The sequence below is a fragment of the Nocardia uniformis NBRC 13702 genome (assembly GCF_001613345.1).
Lineage (GTDB): Bacteria > Actinomycetota > Actinomycetes > Mycobacteriales > Mycobacteriaceae > Nocardia > Nocardia uniformis.
Genome location: NZ_BDCE01000049.1, coordinates 105,967 through 123,671 on the forward strand (window position 1 = coordinate 105,967; position 17,705 = coordinate 123,671).

19 protein-coding genes and 1 pseudogene are annotated in these 17,705 nt (G+C 66.5%); 8 read left to right on the forward strand and 12 right to left on the reverse strand.

The features are described 5' to 3' along the window. Positions 1–15 precede the first annotated feature (15 nt). The 4 genes and pseudogenes from NU1_RS16855 to NU1_RS43800 form a co-directional block, all read right to left on the reverse strand. Positions 16–903, reverse strand: a complete 888-nt coding sequence (locus NU1_RS16855) for a hypothetical protein (protein ID WP_067522481.1) — start codon at positions 901–903, stop codon at positions 16–18. Between the two features lie 182 nt (positions 904–1,085). Further along, positions 1,086–1,679 carry an Rv1733c family protein gene (locus tag NU1_RS16860; RefSeq protein WP_169815077.1) on the reverse strand — a complete coding sequence of 198 codons (594 nt, stop codon included), beginning with the start codon at positions 1,677–1,679 and terminating at the stop codon, positions 1,086–1,088. Further along, entirely contained in the window at positions 1,580–2,170 is a 591-nt protein-coding gene (locus NU1_RS40380) for a carboxylesterase family protein (protein ID WP_281221126.1), read from the reverse strand. Before NU1_RS40380 ends, NU1_RS16860 begins: the two co-directional genes overlap by 100 nt. A 143-nt stretch (positions 2,171–2,313) precedes the next feature. Further along, a pseudogene (locus NU1_RS43800) lies at positions 2,314–2,451 on the reverse strand (carboxylesterase family protein); the annotation flags it as partial. Between the two features lie 126 nt (positions 2,452–2,577). Between NU1_RS43800 and NU1_RS16865 the strand changes: the two are divergent. The 4 genes from NU1_RS16865 to NU1_RS16880 all read left to right on the forward strand — a co-directional run bounded on the left by NU1_RS16865 (position 2,578) and on the right by NU1_RS16880 (position 6,461). After that, a complete protein-coding gene (locus NU1_RS16865) occupies positions 2,578–3,366 on the forward strand; it encodes an SAM-dependent methyltransferase (protein ID WP_067522485.1) in 789 nt (262 codons plus the stop codon). 20 nt (positions 3,367–3,386) lie between these two features. Further along, positions 3,387–4,166, forward strand: coding sequence for a M50 family metallopeptidase (locus tag NU1_RS16870; RefSeq protein WP_067522486.1), 780 nt, complete (start codon positions 3,387–3,389; stop codon positions 4,164–4,166). Between the two features lie 158 nt (positions 4,167–4,324). Then, the gene (locus NU1_RS16875; protein ID WP_067522488.1) at positions 4,325–5,134 is read left to right on the forward strand and encodes an SAM-dependent methyltransferase; all 810 of its coding nucleotides are present in this window, start codon (positions 4,325–4,327) and stop codon (positions 5,132–5,134) included. Between the two features lie 28 nt (positions 5,135–5,162). Next, positions 5,163–6,461 carry a diguanylate cyclase domain-containing protein gene (locus NU1_RS16880; protein ID WP_245720159.1) on the forward strand — a complete coding sequence of 433 codons (1,299 nt, stop codon included), beginning with the start codon at positions 5,163–5,165 and terminating at the stop codon, positions 6,459–6,461. 11 nt (positions 6,462–6,472) lie between these two features. Here NU1_RS16880 and NU1_RS16885 read toward each other — a convergent pair whose 3' ends face one another. Further along, entirely contained in the window at positions 6,473–7,027 is a 555-nt protein-coding gene (locus tag NU1_RS16885; RefSeq protein WP_067522489.1) for a TetR/AcrR family transcriptional regulator, read from the reverse strand. A gap of 74 nt (positions 7,028–7,101) precedes the next feature. After that, positions 7,102–7,893 carry a phosphatidylethanolamine N-methyltransferase family domain-containing protein gene (locus tag NU1_RS16890; protein ID WP_067522491.1) on the reverse strand — a complete coding sequence of 264 codons (792 nt, stop codon included), beginning with the start codon at positions 7,891–7,893 and terminating at the stop codon, positions 7,102–7,104. 154 nt (positions 7,894–8,047) lie between these two features. Between NU1_RS16890 and NU1_RS16895 the strand changes: the two genes are divergently transcribed. Further along, positions 8,048–9,043, forward strand: coding sequence for a TY-Chap domain-containing protein (locus tag NU1_RS16895; protein WP_067522493.1), 996 nt, complete (start codon positions 8,048–8,050; stop codon positions 9,041–9,043). A 66-nt stretch (positions 9,044–9,109) separates the two neighbouring features. Here NU1_RS16895 and NU1_RS16900 read toward each other — a convergent pair whose 3' ends face one another. Then, positions 9,110–10,000, reverse strand: a complete 891-nt coding sequence (locus tag NU1_RS16900) for an oxygenase MpaB family protein (RefSeq protein WP_067522494.1) — start codon at positions 9,998–10,000, stop codon at positions 9,110–9,112. A 111-nt stretch (positions 10,001–10,111) separates the two neighbouring features. On the opposite strand from NU1_RS16900, the gene NU1_RS16905 reads away from it, so the two are divergent. Then, on the forward strand, positions 10,112–10,768 hold the full coding sequence (locus NU1_RS16905; protein ID WP_067522496.1) for a TetR/AcrR family transcriptional regulator: 657 nt from the start codon (positions 10,112–10,114) through the stop codon (positions 10,766–10,768). Here the strand turns inward: NU1_RS16905 and NU1_RS16910 are convergent. The 3 genes from NU1_RS16910 to NU1_RS16920 form a co-directional block, all read right to left on the reverse strand. Next, a complete protein-coding gene (locus NU1_RS16910) occupies positions 10,741–11,592 on the reverse strand; it encodes a hypothetical protein (protein WP_067522498.1) in 852 nt (283 codons plus the stop codon). The two genes, NU1_RS16905 and NU1_RS16910, sit on opposite strands and share 28 nt — an antisense overlap. 97 nt (positions 11,593–11,689) lie before the next feature. After that, the gene (locus NU1_RS16915) at positions 11,690–11,878 is read right to left on the reverse strand and encodes a ferredoxin (RefSeq protein WP_067522499.1); all 189 of its coding nucleotides are present in this window, start codon (positions 11,876–11,878) and stop codon (positions 11,690–11,692) included. After that, positions 11,875–13,347: a cytochrome P450 gene (locus tag NU1_RS16920; RefSeq protein WP_084521505.1), complete on the reverse strand. Its 1,473-nt coding sequence runs from the start codon at positions 13,345–13,347 to the stop codon at positions 11,875–11,877. The genes NU1_RS16915 and NU1_RS16920 overlap by 4 nt, the downstream gene beginning before the upstream one ends. A gap of 92 nt (positions 13,348–13,439) precedes the next feature. On the opposite strand from NU1_RS16920, the gene NU1_RS16925 reads away from it, so the two are divergent. Then, positions 13,440–14,096 carry a TetR/AcrR family transcriptional regulator gene (locus tag NU1_RS16925; protein WP_067522501.1) on the forward strand — a complete coding sequence of 219 codons (657 nt, stop codon included), beginning with the start codon at positions 13,440–13,442 and terminating at the stop codon, positions 14,094–14,096. 76 nt (positions 14,097–14,172) lie between these two features. Beyond that, on the forward strand, positions 14,173–15,891 hold the full coding sequence (locus NU1_RS16930) for an FAD-dependent oxidoreductase (protein WP_067522503.1): 1,719 nt from the start codon (positions 14,173–14,175) through the stop codon (positions 15,889–15,891). A gap of 6 nt (positions 15,892–15,897) precedes the next feature. On the opposite strand, the gene NU1_RS16935 is transcribed toward NU1_RS16930, so the two are convergent. Both NU1_RS16935 and NU1_RS44260 read right to left on the reverse strand, forming a co-directional pair. Next, complete coding sequence (locus NU1_RS16935) at positions 15,898–16,710, reverse strand: hypothetical protein (RefSeq protein WP_067522504.1); 813 nt, start codon at positions 16,708–16,710, stop codon at positions 15,898–15,900. Between the two features lie 223 nt (positions 16,711–16,933). Next, a complete protein-coding gene (locus NU1_RS44260) occupies positions 16,934–17,467 on the reverse strand; it encodes a hypothetical protein (protein WP_067522506.1) in 534 nt (177 codons plus the stop codon). Between the last annotated feature and the right edge of the window lie 238 nt (positions 17,468–17,705).

Genomic DNA, 17,705 nt, shown 5'->3' on the forward strand with positions numbered 1-17,705 from the left:
CACGCGGCACGGGCCCTAACCGTTGAGTTCGGACAGTCGGTTGCGCCGAGCGACCTCTTCGTGCAAACCGGCAACCGTCGGCGGTAGCGCCCCGGGCTCGCGCAGCGTCGGTCGCGGCATCGGCTCCACATCGGAGTCGATCATCGTCACCCGGATGACCGCACCGGGGCGATCCAGTGCCCAGGCATGCGTATGACCAGGCCGCGGATAGGTTTTCGCTTCCGACCCGTACACGAATCGGGCATCGTCGGCGACGAGTTTGAACCGACCGGCCATCGAATCACCATCGCTTCTATTGCCCGGATCCAGCAGTGATAGCGCGTCCTGCACCGCACGCAGCAGCTTGTCGCGGTCCGGGGTCTGCATTGCCGGAATCCTGGGCGCGCGACCCGCTTCGACCGCGGCGATGCGCCCCGACTGATCCTCGAATCGCGCCGGGAACGGCAGGGTGAAGCACACATCGATGTGGACCGGGGCGTCGATGGGTTGCCACCGGATTCCGACCTGGCGCAACGCGTCCGCGGCGATGGTGTCACGCCAGCCGTACATCTGCTTATCCGCGGCGCGCAGCTGACCGGGGGCGACCGCGACCATCGAGCCCTGGGTCTTCGGGATTCCATGCGAGACCAGCCAGAGCGTCTGATCGGGCACGGTCGCCATACCGCCGAGCCCGAGATCGGTGACCACCGCGTCACCGGTCGCCGACTCGAACCGATCCGCGCGCCGCTGCGCGGTGGCAGCGCTTTTGCTCGGTGCGCGGCGAGCGGATTTCGCGGTCGGCACGGCCGCGGTATGTCCGCAGCGCGGGCACTGTGAGGTACTCGTACCGACCAGGAAGCCACAGCCATCGCAGATTCGGCGATGACCGGCATCGATGAGAGCCTGGGCGTCGAATGCGCTCACCGCGGCCTACTCACCCGTCCCGGGCCGGCTCGGCGCGAACCACGGCTGGTGGGTGGTCATCGACGATCCTTTCGACGGTGGGGCTGCGGACCGATTCTCCCCCACGATCGTTCATACCTCGCCGACCGCCTCGCTACCCGCGCGGTTCGGCGCGGCGGCCGGTGATTTCCGGCAGTCCGGTGTCAGAAGGTGTCGCGCCCGATGCGGTTGTTCATGGTGCGCCACTCGCGATCCCAGGTCGCATTGCGGCGCGAATTCGACAGGCCGCGGGTCGCCCAGACCAGTACCGCTGCGACGCACCAGGTTTCGACAAGGATCGCCACGCCGGTACCAATCCCCTCGGCGGCGGCCGTACCGGTGCGGGCGGGGGCGGTGGTGGAGTTGCCGTCCCGGTCGATCCAGACGGGCGTGTGGGTCCCGGCGATGGCGGGGGTCGTGAGATCGAGATCGGCGGAGCCGGTATTGCCGTCGTGATTCCAGCGAACCGTTACCGGGAAGCGCTCCACGCGCACTCCGCTACGGTCGCCCACCACCGTCTCGGGTGTATCGGTAACCGTGGCGGTGACCCGGGTTTTGCCGGCGTCTTCGGCCGCGATGCGATCCGCCGCTCCGGTGTAGCTGGCCGTGCCCACCGCCCCCGCGATCGGTACGGCCATCAGTGCCGCGAAGACGGCTATCAGCCAGACCAGGGCTTCGCAGCGGTCCGATGCGCGCATGAGTGGATTGGGATTCCACGGTTGCACCCGCCACAGGCGCAACGGCAAATTCGCCGACACCTGGACCACCCTCTCTCCACGGCGCCGCTGATACCGTCTACATCGGTGCGGATGCCCCGTCTGCTACCTCCGCAAACCCGATCCCTCCCGGTGACCACCGGGGTTGTCACAGTTGCGCTCCGAAATGCGCGATCTCCCGCACCAACCCACCGGGTGGCCGGATCGCCGGCCAGCGCCAGGGCCGAGAACGCGCCCGGCCGACTGCCCACGGTGATATTCGCCGGATCACCACCGAATGCCGCGATATTCGCGGTCACCCACCGCAACGCCGCCGCCTGATCCTGCGAACCGAGATTCTCCGCGCCGATCTGTGGCAGGTACAGATATCCGAGTGGCCCGAGCCGGTAGTTGGCGGTGACCACCACGATATCGCCGAGTCCGGCCAGTCGGGCACCGCCGTACCAATCCCATCCACTGCCGCTGGTGAATCCGCCACCGTGCAACCACAACAGCACCGGACGCGGACCGGCGCTGCCCGCTGGAGTCCACACAGTGAGGTTCTCCGCAGCCGTCCTCGTTCCAATCCGGAATCCGGGTTCCCATAACCGATTCCAGCCGCGAGGGCCACTACGGCACAGACGGCCCGGGGTGCGCGGCCGCTCGGATGCCGGACCAGTCGGGATGCGGGGCGCGGCCGCGCAAATCGCAAGTCCCCCACCGGCGATGCGGCGAACGGGATATCGCGAAACGCGGCAACACCCGATTGCTCCGCCACGCCGCGCACCGCTCCAGTCGCGGTGTCGACCACCAAATCCCGTCCGTCGCTGATCATCTGCGCATTCAGGTGGGTTCGGGCCGTGCGGTCCACCTCCCATCCCGATCACAGGTCGGTCAAACTCGCTCGCGGCGCCCGTGCGCGGCGTAGATTCACCCGCACGCTTTTAGAGGAGTCCTTCTCATGACGAACGCGCCGCACTCGCGGATTCGCACGGATATTCCCCATTCGGCCCGAATCTGGAACTTCTGGATGGGCGGCGAGGACTACTACGAGGTAGACCGCTTGGCAGGTGAGGCCGGTCTCGACGCGTATCCGGAAATCAGAACCATGGCCGTCCAGTCGCGACGCTTCCTGATCCGGGCGGTGCGCTACCTGGCCGCCGAAGCCGGGATCCGCCAATTCCTGGATATCGGAACGGGTTTGCCCACCATGCAGAACACCCACGAGGTGGCTCAGGGCATCGCTCCGGAGTCGAGAATCGTGTACGTGGACAATGATCCGATGGTGTTGGCGCACGCCCGCGCCCTGCTCACCAGCACCTCCGCCGAGGGTGTCACCACCTATCTGGAGGCGGATTTCAATAATCCGGAGGACATCCTCGCCGGTGCCCGCCACGTGCTGAACTTCAACAAACCCATCGCGATCATGTTCATCGGCGTTCTCGGCCATGCCCGTACCTACCAGCACATGCGGCGCATTATCGACACCTGCATGGACGCGGTCCCGTCCGGTAGCTACCTCGCCCTCTACGACGGCACCGTCGACGATCCCGGCTATGTGACCCTGTGCGAGAACTATGCCCGCACCGGCGGCGTCCCCTACAACCCGCGCACGCCGGAGGAGATTCTCGGCTGCTTCGAGGGCTTGGAACTGGTGCCGCCCGGCGTGACACCCATTGATCGGTGGCGGGTCGACGATCCCGAGCACAAGCACACTTCCGCGCACGGTGGAGTGGCGCGCAAGCCATGATTCGCGGGTAGGGTGCGGCGGTGCAACTCGCCGAATTCGTCGAAACCGGGACCTCGATCGTCGATCGGCTCACCACTACACAGACGCCGCCGGTGTGGTGGCTGGTGGTGGTGACCGGGATCGCGGCGCTATTGACCGTCATGTACCGACCGACCTGGCGGCTCACCCGCAATGTGGTCACCATCGTGCACGAGGGCGGTCACGCGTTCATGGCACTGTTGACCGGTCGGCGACTCAACAGCATACGCCTGCATTCGGACACCTCGGGCCTGACCGTCTCCAGTGGTAAGCCGTACGGCTTGGGCATGGTCCTGACCACCATGGCCGGATATCCCGCACCGGCCATCCTCGGTCTGGGCTATGCCGCGCTGCTGGGCGCGCACCGCATCACACTCATGCTGTGGACCGCGATCGTCCTGCTCGCCGCACTGCTGCTGAAGGTGCGCAACGGTTTCGGCCTGCTGTCGGTCTTCCTGCTGGGCGCGGCCATTGTGGCGGTCTCCTGGTTCGGCACCGACGACCTGCAGGCCGGATTCGCCTACTACGCCGCCTGGTTCCTGCTGCTGGCCGCCGCGCGCCCGGTCGTCGAACTGCAACGCAACCGTCGGCACGAACCCAATTCCGATGCCGACCAGCTCGCGCGCCTCACCCGAATTCCGGGCACCGTCTGGGTGCTGTTCTTCGGACTGATCGCCGTGGCCGCCCTGCTGTTCGGCGCGCGCCTGCTGCTCCTCGATGTCACCGGAACGTGTATCCCATGGCTGACGCAGAGCACCTGTCCCGCCCCGACCGCCCCCTGACCCTGGGCCACCGCGAGAAATTCATCCCTGCAATGATTCTCGAGAACGGGGGCTAACATTCGACAGGCAGGGCCCGGGTGATCATCGACACGCGCATCCGGAAGCGGACCGGCAAGCATTCGGCGCGGTCCGAACGTTAGGTACGCAGGAGGTTTGGGATGGACAGACCGGCTTGGGCCCCAGAGGGCGTGGATATGACGCAGGCCAGTCCCGCGCGCATGTACGACGCACTGCTGGGCGGCTCACACAACTTCGAGATCGACCGCATGGCCGCGGAAATGGGTAAGAAGCTGGTGCCGGATCTGCCGCGGCTGGCACTGAGCAATCGGGCCTTCCTGCGCCGTGCGGTGCGCTTCCTGGCCGATGCCGGGGTGCGGCAGTTCTTCGATATCGGCTCCGGGATTCCGACGGTCGGCAATGTGCACGAGGTGGCTCAGGCCATCGATCCGGAATGCCGGGTTCTGTACGCGGATATCGATCCGGTGGCCGTGGCGCACGCCAAGGCCATCCTGCAGGGCGATGAGCGGGTCGGCGCGATCGAAGCGGATCTGCGTAAACCGGCTGAACTGCTCGAACGTGCCCAGGAAACCGGGCTCATCGACTTCTCGCAGCCGGTCGGCGTACTCCTTATCGCGGTACTGCACCTGGTCGGCGATGCGGAACGGCCCGCCGAACTGGTGACCGAACTGCGCGCGGCGGTCCCGGGCGGCAGCTACGTGGCCATCTCGCACCTGACCTCGGCGCAGCGCCCCGAGGACGCCGCCAGACTCGGCGCCAATGCCGCGGACGAGAACAAGATCGGTATTCACTTCCGGTCGCGCGAAGCGATCACCACCATGTTCGACGGCTGGGAACTGGTCGAACCGGGTGTGGTGGAACTGCCGTCGTGGCGACCGGAGTCCGAACAGGATCGGCACGAAATCGCAGGTCGCTCATTGGGTTTGGCGGGCGTCGGTCGGAAGGTCTGATACCACGGACAAGCGGCAGGGGGTAGTAGTGGTGGGAGCACGGGAGCTAGCCGTACGTTGGGCCGACCTGCTCGACGGTGCGGTCGCCCCGACGCTCACCCGCGCGCAGGTGGTGACGCTGCTGAGCCGCTACACCCCCGGTCTGATCACGGCGATACGCGAGGGTGGCGATACCGCCATCGCCCGCGAGATCGCCGCCGCCCTGGTCGCCGCCAACTACCGCGACTCCCTGGCCGTGCACCGGTCGGTGCTGCTCATCTGCGTCGGACTCCTCGACGCCGACTATCCCGATCCCGCCGCTCCCGACTACTTCCCGGCCCGCACCCGAGCCCTACAGGTCGCCGCCGAATTCGCGGCCGCGTTCACCGCCGACCTGCGCACCGCCGCGCTGGCCGAGCAGGAAACCACCCTGGCCGCCGCGCTCACCGCGGCCCGCGAGGCCGAAGCACGGCGGCAACTGTCGGAGGCGCGGTTCGAGGCCATTTTCACGGGTGCGTCGGTCGGTATCGGCACCATCGACATAACCACCGGACAGGTCGTGGATGTGAACGCGGCCATGGCCGAAACCCTGGGCTTCGCCCGCGAGACCATGCCGGGCCGGTCGGTGGCCGATATTCTCGGACCCCAGAACATCGGACACGCCTTCGCGGAGTTCCAACGTCTGCTCAGCGGCGAGGTCGATCGCTTCCGTCTCGAAACCGAACACAGCCGCCCCGATGGCAGCCACTCCACCATCGACCTCTCCATGTCGGTGGTGCGCGACGGCGACGGCAACCCCCGCTTCCTCGTCGGCGTCACCGTCGACATCACCGAACGCAAACAGTTGGCCGATCGGCTCTGGCACGACGCGCACCATGATTCGCTCACCGGCCTGCCGAATCGGCTGCTGTTCTTCGACCGCCTCGCCACCGCCGTACCCCCGGTCGGCGTCTGCTATCTGGACCTGGACGGGTTCAAGGAGATCAATGACGAACGCGGCCACACGGCGGGCGATCGGGTCCTGCGCGATGTGGCCACCCGCCTGCTCACCACCGTCTCGGCGGTCGGCGGGATGGCGGCACGCATCGGCGGGGACGAATTCATCGTGCTGGTGGAGAGGTGCGGCGCCGACGAATTGGCGAAACTCGCCGAGGAGATCCGCACCGCGCTGGCGTGCCCGTTCGAGGTGGACGGACAGCAGGTGACGGTGGGCGCGAGTATCGGCACCGCTGTCGCCGAAACCGCGCCCGCGGTCGTGGACGATCTCATGCATACGGTGGATACGGCCATGTACGCCAATAAGTCTCAGCGCACACCGCGGCAGGCGTACGGCCCGCGCGGACGCTAGTTCGCTCCGGCCTACGCCACGACCCGGGCGTGCGAGTGGACCAATCGCACGAATTCGTCCACCAGCGGCGCGATATCGTCGGCGTGCCCGGCCGCCGAGAGCTGCTGGTACCCGACCACCATGGCCAATCCGAGCGAGGTGAGGTGGGTGGTGACCGTCCGCTCCCCCACCACCCCGTAGATGGCCTTGCCGACCGTCTTACGCCGATCGTCGTCCACCCGGCGCAGTACCGCGCCCACCGCGCTGTCGTTCGCACCCCACGCGCGAATCGCCGCCTCGGCCCGATGATGTAGACCGAGGGTCAGCTCGCGCAGTTTCTCCACATCGGATTCCGCTGTGCCGCTGCCGAATTCCATTTCGCGCAGACGCCGCACCTGATCGCCCTCCCAGTACGCCAGCAACGCGTCGACGAATCCGCGCCAGCTGCCGAAGTGGTGGTAGAACGATCCGCTCGTGACGCCCAGCGCCCGGCACAGCACCCCGATATTGAGTCCTTTGAAACCGGCGTGTGCCAGTACATCGAGCCCCTGGTCGAAGTACTGCTCTTTACTCACCAGACGCGCCATGCAACAACCGTAGCCCAATCACGCCGCACTCGAATTCAGTGCACAAAAACTTGTCGGTCGAAATCACGAACTTGTCAGATCACATAGGGAATGAGGGCTTTTCGCTCTGCCGGGTAGTCGGCGAACTTCTCCCGGTACCAGCGATGGGTGGCGAAGGCGCGCGGTATCAGATTACCCGCGGTGATCAGCAGGATCACCACACCCGGCAGCGCCCAGGTGAGGATGGCGAAGCCGGACCAGGCGATCAGTTCACCCAGATAGGTGGGGCTGGTGACGAATCGGAAGCCGCCGCCGAACGGGATCTTGTATTCCGTTGCGCCCGGGTCATTCTTATCGCGCAGATTCCGAACAATGCTCTCGGAACTCACAAGTAGCGCGAAACCGGACAGGTAGATCACCAGGCCGATGAGGAAGCGCGGATCGGTCAACCAGTCGGTGCCGTACTGTCCGAGGTAGTCGTGACTGAACAGCGTGCCGTTGAGGTAGCCGTGCAGCATGGTCACGAACATGCCCATCCCCAGCACCGAGATATTGAAGCTGCCACGCTTACCCGGGACCTGCCGGATGGACAGCGGGAAGAACCAGCCGCGATTGGCGTAGTGCAGCAGCCAGATGCTCGCGAGCACCAGCGAGGTCGGTTCGAACCGGTTCGGGCCGCTCAGGTAGCAGAACAGGAAGACCACGGTGGCCGGAATCTCCATGAGCCACCAGCCGAGCTTGGGGTTGAGATTCAGGCCGAGTTTCGCCGTCGCGAACCGACCGTACGGGCTCTGTCCGAAAAGCCCGCCGATCAGCACGAATGCCGCGAAGCCGAAGCCGACGGTCAGCACGGTGTCATAGGCGGTATTGCCCGTATACCAAGTCATCGAGGTCCTTCATCGAACGAAAACTAGAACACGTTCTACCATGCCTCACTCCATTACGCAGCGGTAGCCCTTGCCGTAGCCCTTGCCGGGCAAGACGATTGACATCCCGGTAACTTGTTCGCCGGGAATTGGGGGGCGTGGGAGGTGAGCGAGGATGGGTGAGGACAGATGGGCCGGGTTACTGGAACGATTGCCACATTTTCTCGAGGAGGAGGATACGGCCACCACGGAATCGGGGCCGGGCTGGAGCCCCCGATTCGTACTGCTGCGTGATGAAAGTACCGGGCGCTACGTGCATTTCGCCCAACAGGGCAGCGATGTCGAAGTGCTGCTACCGGTTCCCGACGATGCCGCCGACGCCGAACAGCTACTGACGGTCCTGCGAGCCCAGCCCGACGATCTCTGGGAGCCGTGCCCGCTGCCGCTGGAATCGGATGCGAGTCAGCCGAATCCGGAGATGCGGGCCCTCGAACGGGTCTGGCGGCGGCCGGAACTGGCCCGGGTCTGGCATACCGGTTGGCGGCGCGACGAGGACCTCGAGGAACGGCACCGCATCGCGGCCTCGGTGGTCGAGGTGCTGCGCGCGGGCCTGGATATGACACCGCAGGGGTTGCGGTGCGCCTCGTGGAGTCTGGACGCCCCCGGCACCGCCTCCTACGGCCTGACCGCCGACCGGCCGAGTGCGCGCCACGCCTCGGCGGTATGCGATGAGTGGAGCGATTTCGAAGCGCGCCTGGTGTGGGCGCTCACCACACTGCCGTGGGACAGCGTGATCAGCCTCAGCACCCCGCATCCGGGGCCCGATCCGTGCTTCGTGCAATTCCTGCACAGCCGCCGGCTACACAACGAGGCCAGCGGATGGGATGTGGCCGGTCTCGGCGCGGGCGAATTCGAGCACAGGATGAGCGCGCTGGGCTGGACGTTCGCGCCGCAGAGCGACGCGCTCATCTGGGAGGGCCCGGACGCCAATACCGGCTACCACCCGCGCCTGGCGGGCATCCCGCAGCGCACCATCGCCACCTTCCGGGAGGTGTTCGCGGTGGGACATCCGCAGGACCTGGTGTTCCGCGCCTTCCGCAATGGCAGCCGTGACGATCCGGATCTGGCGTATCTGGATCGCGAGCTCGGGGTGCCCCGCGACGTCCGCTGACGCTCGGCCCAGCTGCAGAGAAGGCGGGAGAGGTTGTCGGCCGACCCCTCCCGCGCCCGCGCTCGACTAGGCGGCGGCTCGGTGGATATCGGCGATGATCTTGTCCTTGCGCCACAGCGCCACCGTCCGGCCGATTTCGCGCACCGGTCGGGGCAGTACCCGATCGGTCACCTTGACGATCCGGACCCACCAGCGCATGAGTCGCTCATCGCGCGCGGACCATTCGAGGCCGAGTAGTTCGCGTGCCCGCGGCGGCAGCACGCCGATATTCACCCATACCGCGAACGGCCCGACAACGCCCCACATGACCGGCTTCCACAACCACGCGGGCATACCGTCGGGCGCGGGGACACGGCGCATGGTGGCGATGACATCGTCCACGCTGGGGTGGTGTTCGAGTCGTGCGTCGAGCAATCGGTCGAAGAAGCGCTCGAATTCCGCCACATCGGCCGGGATATCGCGCTCGCGCAGTCCGGCCAGTAGGCTCGCCTGCCGCCAGCCCGCGTAGAGCTCCTCTTTCTCGCTGGGCGACAGGCCCTTTCCGAACTTGTCGGCAATGACGGTGGAGGCCCAGTAGGCGGTGCCGAGCACCCAGAAGTAGGCGTCGGGCTCCCACGCGTGATAGCGCCGTCCGGCGTGGTCCACCCCGCCGATGCCCTTGTGCATGGCACGGATATCGCGGCCGTAGGCGGCGGTCTCGTCACCGTAGAACGCCAGTGCGATGGTCGGCCAGTACGAGCGTTCGAAGCGGCCGAGCGTATCGGTCTTGAATACCGAGTGGTCCGCCACGCCCGATCCGATGACCGGATGGGCGACCTGGAGTAGCAGGGCGCTCGGAGCCAGCATGATGAGCCGCCAGTCGGCGGCGTAGCGCGCGGTCAGCGAGCCGGGAGCGACACCGCGCAGCGCGTCCGGCGGCTGGTCGGTCGCGTAGATTTCCGGAACAGGGCTGGCCATGGCACGCCTCCACATTGAGGAATCATTTGTATCTGGAAAGGTAGGCTTCAGGAAACAAATGTGTCAACATTCGCCGGAAGTGATGGCATGCACCGAACCGAGGACTCGGCTATGAGGCCCGCTCGCAGCTATGGCGGCATCGCCGCGGATGAGCGCATGCGTGGCCGCCGCGAGCAGTTGATCGAGGCGGCCATCGAGGTGATGGCGCGCGATGGCGCCGGTGCGCTCACCGTACGGCGGGTGGCGACCGAGGCCGGGCTCTCGACGCGGTTCGTCTACGAGAGCTTCGCCGATCTCGACGATCTCACCGGCGCGGCCTTCGACATGACCTCCCGGGAGCTGGCCACGGCGGTGAACACGGCGGTGCGCGGTGCGCCGACCGGGCGGCGGGCCCGCATTACGGCCGTGGTGGAGGCCATTACCGATTTCTTCCTGACCCGGCCCGCCAAGGGAAAGTTCCTCTCCACCAGGGCATACGGCCATCCGGGCAGTGCGCGCACGCGGCTGGCGCGGTCCGAGGACTATGTGGCGGCGTTCGCGGCACTGCTCGCGGATCTCGTCGACGGCCTCGGTGCCGAGGACCGGGCGGTCGCACTCACCTCACGCTTTCTGGTATCGGCGTTCGGTGAGACCATGACCGCCCTGGCCTATGGCGAAACGCCCTACACCCGAGATGAATTCGTCCACGACAATGTGGAGCTGTTCCTCGGCGCGCTCGACGGCCTGGACCGTATCGCCGATCAGTCGTCGAGCAGCGACAGTTCGTAGTCGCGGAAGTGCGCGGCGAGGTCCAGGCCCGCCAGCTCGAGGGCCGCGGCCACGACGGGATCGTCGAACTCGAAGACGCGCAGTATGACAACGCTGGGGAAGCGATCCTGGATCTCGGCGAGCAGGGCCACGAGCAGACTGGACAGGCATTTCGGGGAGACATCGCGGTGCGAGATCGCTTCGCCCGTATTGATATAGGCGATATCTTCGATAATGGTGGTCGTGATGGTGGCGAGGGGTTCGGTCCCGCCCTCACCCAGCAGCGCGACAATGAACAGGTGCCCGGGCGGGTCGGCGGATTCGGCCTCGGCGTGCAGAATCCACTCGTCCTCGCCGGTGGTGGCCGCGGACTCGGGCGCTTCCCAGCTGGCGGCCTCGGCGGTCCACAATCGGGCGTACTCGCCGATGACGCTGGCCTCCAGAACGGCCGCCGCCTGGCCCTCGGGGCCGGTATCGGATCCCTCCCAGCGCAGCACCCGGTATCCGGCGGCCTGCGCATGTCCGGCCGCCGAGGCGATGAGGGTCGAGAACACCTCGGTTTCGTCCGGCGTGGCGGGCGTGTCGTCGGTGTGTCCGAGGCGGATGGAGCGTATGAGGCGGTCCGCGTCGATGACCTGCACCCAGGCGTCCTGGGGTCCGGCGGCGCGCAATTCCGCCCAGCCGAGCAGTCTGCCGCCCTGTCGGGCGGCAATCGTGCCGAGCAGGTCCGTGGGCGGTTCCATGGCGATTTCTTCCAGCCCGAACAGTCCGGCCGCCCCTGCCAGTTCGTTCGTCAGGCGCAGGCCGGTACCTGGGTGCCGATCCCACTCGAGTGCCATGTCCATAGCCGCACAGTAGACCGACCAGTTGCTGTTGAGTAGCTACCGCGCGGTCGGTATTGCGTTTCGTGACCGGGGCGATCAGGCAAAACACAAGATCAAATCAGTGCGTCCGCAGCGCCTGGGTCGGGCAACTTTCCACCGCCAGCAGCGCCACCTCCACGTCGGATTCGCCGACCGCGTCCGATCGCACCGCCACCCGGCCGTCATCGCCCACCCGGAACAGATCGGGGGCCAGGGCCTCACACATACCGTGGCCCTCACAGCGGGTGTGGTCGGCCTCGAACCTCATGACGGGAGCCGTTCCAGGCGTATGGGCAGTCCGTCGGCGGGCAGCGGGCCGGTGCCCGAGACGAGCGGCACCCGATAGTCCTCCGGCACACTCCAGCGGTAGTGCAGGAGCATGCGGTGCAGCACCGCCTTCACGGTCATTCCGCCGAAGTAGAGACCGATGCATTTGTGCGCGCCACCGCCGAACGGTGCCCAGGCGAAACGGTGTGCGGCGTCCTCGCGATGGTCGGCGTCGAAGCGGGACGGGTCGAACGCGTCGGGGTCGTGCCATTGCTCGGCCTGGCGCATCATGGCGTACGGGCCCGTCATGACGAGCGTGCCCTTCGGAACGAAGTGCCCCATGATCTCGGTGTCGGCAATCGTCTCCCGGGCCTGCTGGGCCACCGGAGCGTACATGCGCAGCGCCTCCTTGAAGGCCAGGTCCAGGCTCGGCAGCCGCGCGAGGTCGCCGTAGTCGATATCGGCCTTGCCCAGCGCCTGGGATTCGGCCCGTAACCGTTCCTGCCAGTCCGGGTGGCGAGCCAGCTCATAGGCGAGCATGGAGATGGAAATGGCGCTGGTGTCGTGCGCGGCCATCATGGTGAAGATCATGTGCGCGACCACGTCGTCGTCGGTGAGCTTGTGCTCGGGCAGGGTGGCGACGCGGGCGAGCACACTGAACAGGTCGGTGCCGTCACCCGCGCGGCGGCGGGGCAATTCGCGGCCGAAGTATTCCTCCAGGACGCGACGGCCGCGTAAACCCTTGCGCCAGACGCCGCCCGGGATACTCGCGCGAACGATGGCGGTGCCGCCGTGTACCGAATCCTCGAACGCCCGCGACAGGCGCGCGCTCTCCGGACCGAGTTCCGCACCCGCGAAGACCACCGTGGCCTGGTGCAGCAGCAACTCTTTCACCGCGTCGTAGAGGCGGAACTCCCGGCCCGGCCGCCAACCCGCGATACCGCTGGCCAGCAGGGGTGACGTCAGTTCCAGATAGCCGTCGAGCCGGGGCCGCGTGAACACCTGCTGCAGAATGCGGCGGTGGTACAGGTGGTCGTCGAAATCGCGCAGCAGCAGGCCGCCACGGAAGAACGGGCCGATGACGAACTCCCACCCGCGCTGGGCGGAGAACACCTTCTTGCGGTCGAGCAGTACCTCCTCGAGCGCTTCCGGATTGCCGATCGCCACCATGGGACGACCGAACCCACCCGCCCAGTGCAGCGGGCCATATCGCTGTAACCGCTTGTGCGAAAAGCCGATCGGATCCGTGAGACTGCTGAGCAGATAGCCGACCCAGGGTGGCCCATAATCGCCCATGACCGGCTTCAGCCCACTGCCGGGCGGTGGTTCGGCCAAGGGGCGCGCCGGGGACGGATACCGCTCCAGGACCCCGATGGCCGCGCGCTGTATTCGTCGATTGAGCCGGGCTCGCACATGCTTCACGTGGACCGCGGCCGGATCCCGGAGTTCCCGGGGCACAAGGAGATTCATCGTCGTCTCTCCCTTCGAGACATATCTCACGGTACCGGAAACAAGGGTTTCCGTAAACAGTCGTTTCCTGATTTCTGTGCCAAGCTGGGTAGGTGACGCGGGAAATCAGCGGTACCTATCGCGGGGCCACCACCGACGAACGGCGTGAGCAGCGTCGTCGCCGATTGCTCGACGCCGCCCTCGATATCATTGGCACCCAGGGGTTATCGGCGCTGACCGTGCGCGGGGTATGCGAGCAGGCGCGGGTCGGCCCGCGCTTCTTCTACGAATCCTTCCCCGATCTGGATGCACTGGCGGGTGATCTGCTGGACGAAATCCAGGGAGCCGCGCTGGCGGCCGCGAGCGCCGCGATCGCGGCGAACACGGGCAGCCAGTCCGATAAGATTCGCGCCGGGGTGACCGCCCTCATTGTCGCGCTCACCGATGATCCGCGCCGGGCCAATATGGCACTGGCACAGGCCCATGGCAGTGAGGCGCTAACGCGGCGCCGCTTCACCGGTATGCGTCGGGTGGCGGCGATGATCATCGATGAGACGCGCCAACTACTCGATATCCCCGAGGGCGAGGACGCCGCGCTCACCGCCCTGGCCCAATTGATCACCGGCGGGGCGGCGGAACTGATTCTGGTGTGGCTGGACGGCGGGCTGAAGGTGGAACGGCCCGTCATGATCGAGACGGTGGTCGATTTCGTGATCGCGATGGTGGATCGGCTCCCCGCCATGGTCGAGAAGTTGGAATCGGGCGATTGATCCGCTGGCCGAAAATGCGGATTTCCTGACCGCTGGTGTGAGTGGTCGATACTCGTCCGCCACCTAGCGTGGGGATATGAGTTTCGACTACGACGTAGTGGTCATCGGCTCCGGTTTCGGCGGTAGCGTCACGGCGCTGCGGCTGACCGAGAAGGGCTACCGGGTCGGGGTCCTGGAGTCGGGGCGACGATTCGCCGATGACGAGTTCGCCGAAACTTCCTGGCGGGCACAGCGATTCCTGTGGGCTCCGAAAGTGGGCTGCTATGGCATCCAGCGACTGACGCTGCTGAAGGACACCTTCGTCATGAGTGGCGCGGGGGTGGGTGGCGGATCGCTGGTGTACGCGAACACGCTGTACGAGCCGCCGGAGAAGTTCTTCGCCGACCGGCAGTGGGCGCACATCACCGATTGGCGTGCCGAACTCACCCCGCATTACGACCAGGCCAAACGCATGCTGGGCGTGACCACGAATCCGGCCACCACGCCCTCGGACCGGGTATTGCGCGAGGTGGCCGAGGATATGGGTGTCGGCAACAGCTATCAGCGCACACCCGTCGGGGTGCTGTTCGGCGGACCCGGTGCGCGGCCGGGACACGAGGTGCCGGATCCGTTCTTCGGCGGTGTCGGGCCCGCCCGCCGCACCTGCACGCATTGCGGTGAGTGCATGACCGGATGCCGCCACAATGCCAAGAACACCCTCGTGAAGAACTACCTATATCTGGCCGAGCAGGCCGGGGCGAGGGTGCATCCGCTGACCACCGTCACCGATGTGCGGCCGCTGCCGGGTGGCGGGTACACGGTGCAGACCGTGCGCACCGGGCGCTGGGTACGCACACAGCGTCGCGAATTCACCGCCGAGCAGGTGGTTTTCAGTGCCGCGTCGCTCGGGACACAGAAGTTGTTGCACGCCTTGCGCGATCGCGGGTCACTGCCCGGCATCTCGCGGCGCCTTGGCTACCTGTCGCGGACGAATTCCGAAGAGCTGCTGTCGGTTCGCAGTCGCGACAAGAGCACCGACTTCACCAAGGGCGTGGCCATCACCTCGTCGATTCATCCCGATCACGACACTCATATCGAGCCGGTGCGCTACGGCAAGGGCAGCAATGTACTCGCCCTCATGACCACCGCCATGGTGGACGATGACGGTCGGACGCCGCGCTGGCGATTGTGGTTGCGCGAGTTGGGCCGAAACCGGCGTGATCTGGCGACGATGCACAATCCGCGGCACTGGTCCGAACGCATGATCGGTCTGCTGGTCATGCAGTCGGTGGACAATTCGATCACAACCTATACCAGGCGCGGCCTGTTCGGGCGGCATATGACCACCAAACAGGGTGAGGGCGAACCGAATCCGACCTGGATTCCGACCGGCCACGAGGTGGCGCGGCGGGTGGCGGGGAAGATCGACGGCATTCCCACCGGCGGGTCCACCGCGCTGGTCAATATCCCCATGACCGGACATTTCATCGGCGGCTGCGTGATCGGCGACTCCCCCGACACCGGTGTGGTGGATGCCTATCACCGGCTCTACGGCCACCCGGGTCTGCATATCATCGACGGCTCGACGATCTCCGCCAATCTCGGCGTGAATCCGTCGCTGACGATTACCGCGCAGGCCGAACGGGCGGTATCGCTGTGGCCGAACAAGGGTGAGACCGATCTGCGGCCGGAAGTCGGTGCGCCCTACCGGCGTATCGCCACCATCGCCCCGCGCAACCCCGTGGTGCCCACCCATGCGCCCGCGGCCCTGCGACTTCCGATCGTGGACATCACGTCGGGCGACCGCACCGCGTAGGCCGATTCAGCAGCGCACCCCGGTCACCGCGAACCGCTCCACATCGGCGACATGACCGCCGGTGGCGACGGCAATGGTCATTGTTCCCGGGCAGGACGCGGTGACGGGAACCGTTGCGCTCCACGGCGTATCGATGCCACCAGCGGGAATCTGCCCCACCGCGCCCACCGGTCGCTCATTGCCGAGCTGGCGGACCTGGATGTCCAGGCTCTCGTCCACGCCGGAAATCCGCCCGCCCACGGTGACCGGCGAACGCACCTGAGATCCGTAGCGAGGTGCGGTGATGGAGAGCGTGCGGTCCTCGGTCCCGACCACCTCCCAGGGTGCGTCGTCACCGGTGCCGAACCGGACGAGATGTACGACTGCGGCGACGTGACCGGCACCGCTGGCATCCTCGGGCGAGTCGTAACCGACGGTAATCCACGCTTCATCGGCCCGGAACTGGGTGACAATGACCCGGTCGACATTGGTGTAGCCGAGGTACTGCTGGGTGAAGTTCAACGCGATGGTGGCGGCGTCCAGCCGCCACGGCTGATGCCCGCCCTCGCGATAGGACTGCTGCCAGGCGGTGGCATCGGCCTCGGTGGCGAAGGGCCACAGTGGCTGATAGGCGAAGCGGTGGGGCTCTGCAGGTTTCGAGGTCGGGGCGACCGCGGTTCCCGGCGCTCCGGGAGGCGACTGGCCGGGCTGTGCATCCACAACCGTGGTGGTCACCGAAGCCGAGGTAGCGGTCTCGCCGGAATCCTCGTCACCGCACCCCACCGCGAACAGAACCGTCGCGGCGAAAAGAACCACCGCACCGGCGATCGCGGAAACCATGCGATGAGCAGATGATTTCGAGCCCATGATCCAGCATGCGCCCGAACGCCCTGAAATGCTCGTCCGCGGCGGCGCGCGTCAGATGGCAGTACCCGGGGTATACGCGAAACAGCGAGCCGACCCCGCCCCGAGCGGATGGTTGTCTCGCGCGCCCGGGAGCTGCCGCGCCCCCCTGTCGATGCTCCCGGGCGACCCGCCGGTATCGCGGGTCCTTGCCCGAAGGTCAGTGCTGGCAGAGCCATTCGGTGCCGTAATGCGAGGCGTTGCCACCCTCGAGGTGGACCCAATGACCGTCACCTTCGCACGGTGCGCCTTCGACCTGCTCGGGGTTCTGCGGGTTGGTCGCGGGGATGTCGGCGGGCGCGGTGGTCTCGACGGGTGCCGGGGTATCCGGGCCGGCGCCGTGATTGGGGTTGGTGCAGATCGTGCCCTCGCACGGCACCCACGTGCCGTCACCGTTGGGATTCGGAATGGCGTTGGGACCGATGTAGCTGCCGAGCGGGCAACCCGGATCTTGATTCTTCGCGCAGTACTCGGCGCTCAGATTGTTCCCGGTGGAGCCATCGGCCCCGCGCTGGCCGGGGTCGGCGGTCGGTTGCGGCGCGACCGAGGTCACGGAGCCCGGTGCGGCCGTCGTCGATGGCGCCGTGGTCACGGTCGTGCTGCTGGGCGTCCGCGCGGGAGACGAGTCATTCGAGCATGCCGCGGCCCCCAGAATGAGGGCCATTCCCGCGAGTGCCGTCAGCGAACGCTTCATCGATGCTCCTCTTCGGATGACGTGCACCGGCCAGATATCTGCCCGGGATGGAGTCGCGAGATGTCGTGCGCCCGCATGGGTCAATTAACCATCCGGTTGCCAACTATCGCATGGGGTTCAGTAAATTTTGCACGGCCCACATTTGTCAAGCATCGTATGATCATGCCATCTCGGCTGACAGATATGTGTTAGCGAGGGCTCGAGCCGCGAACGAGATGATCAGACAAACACCGTGTCG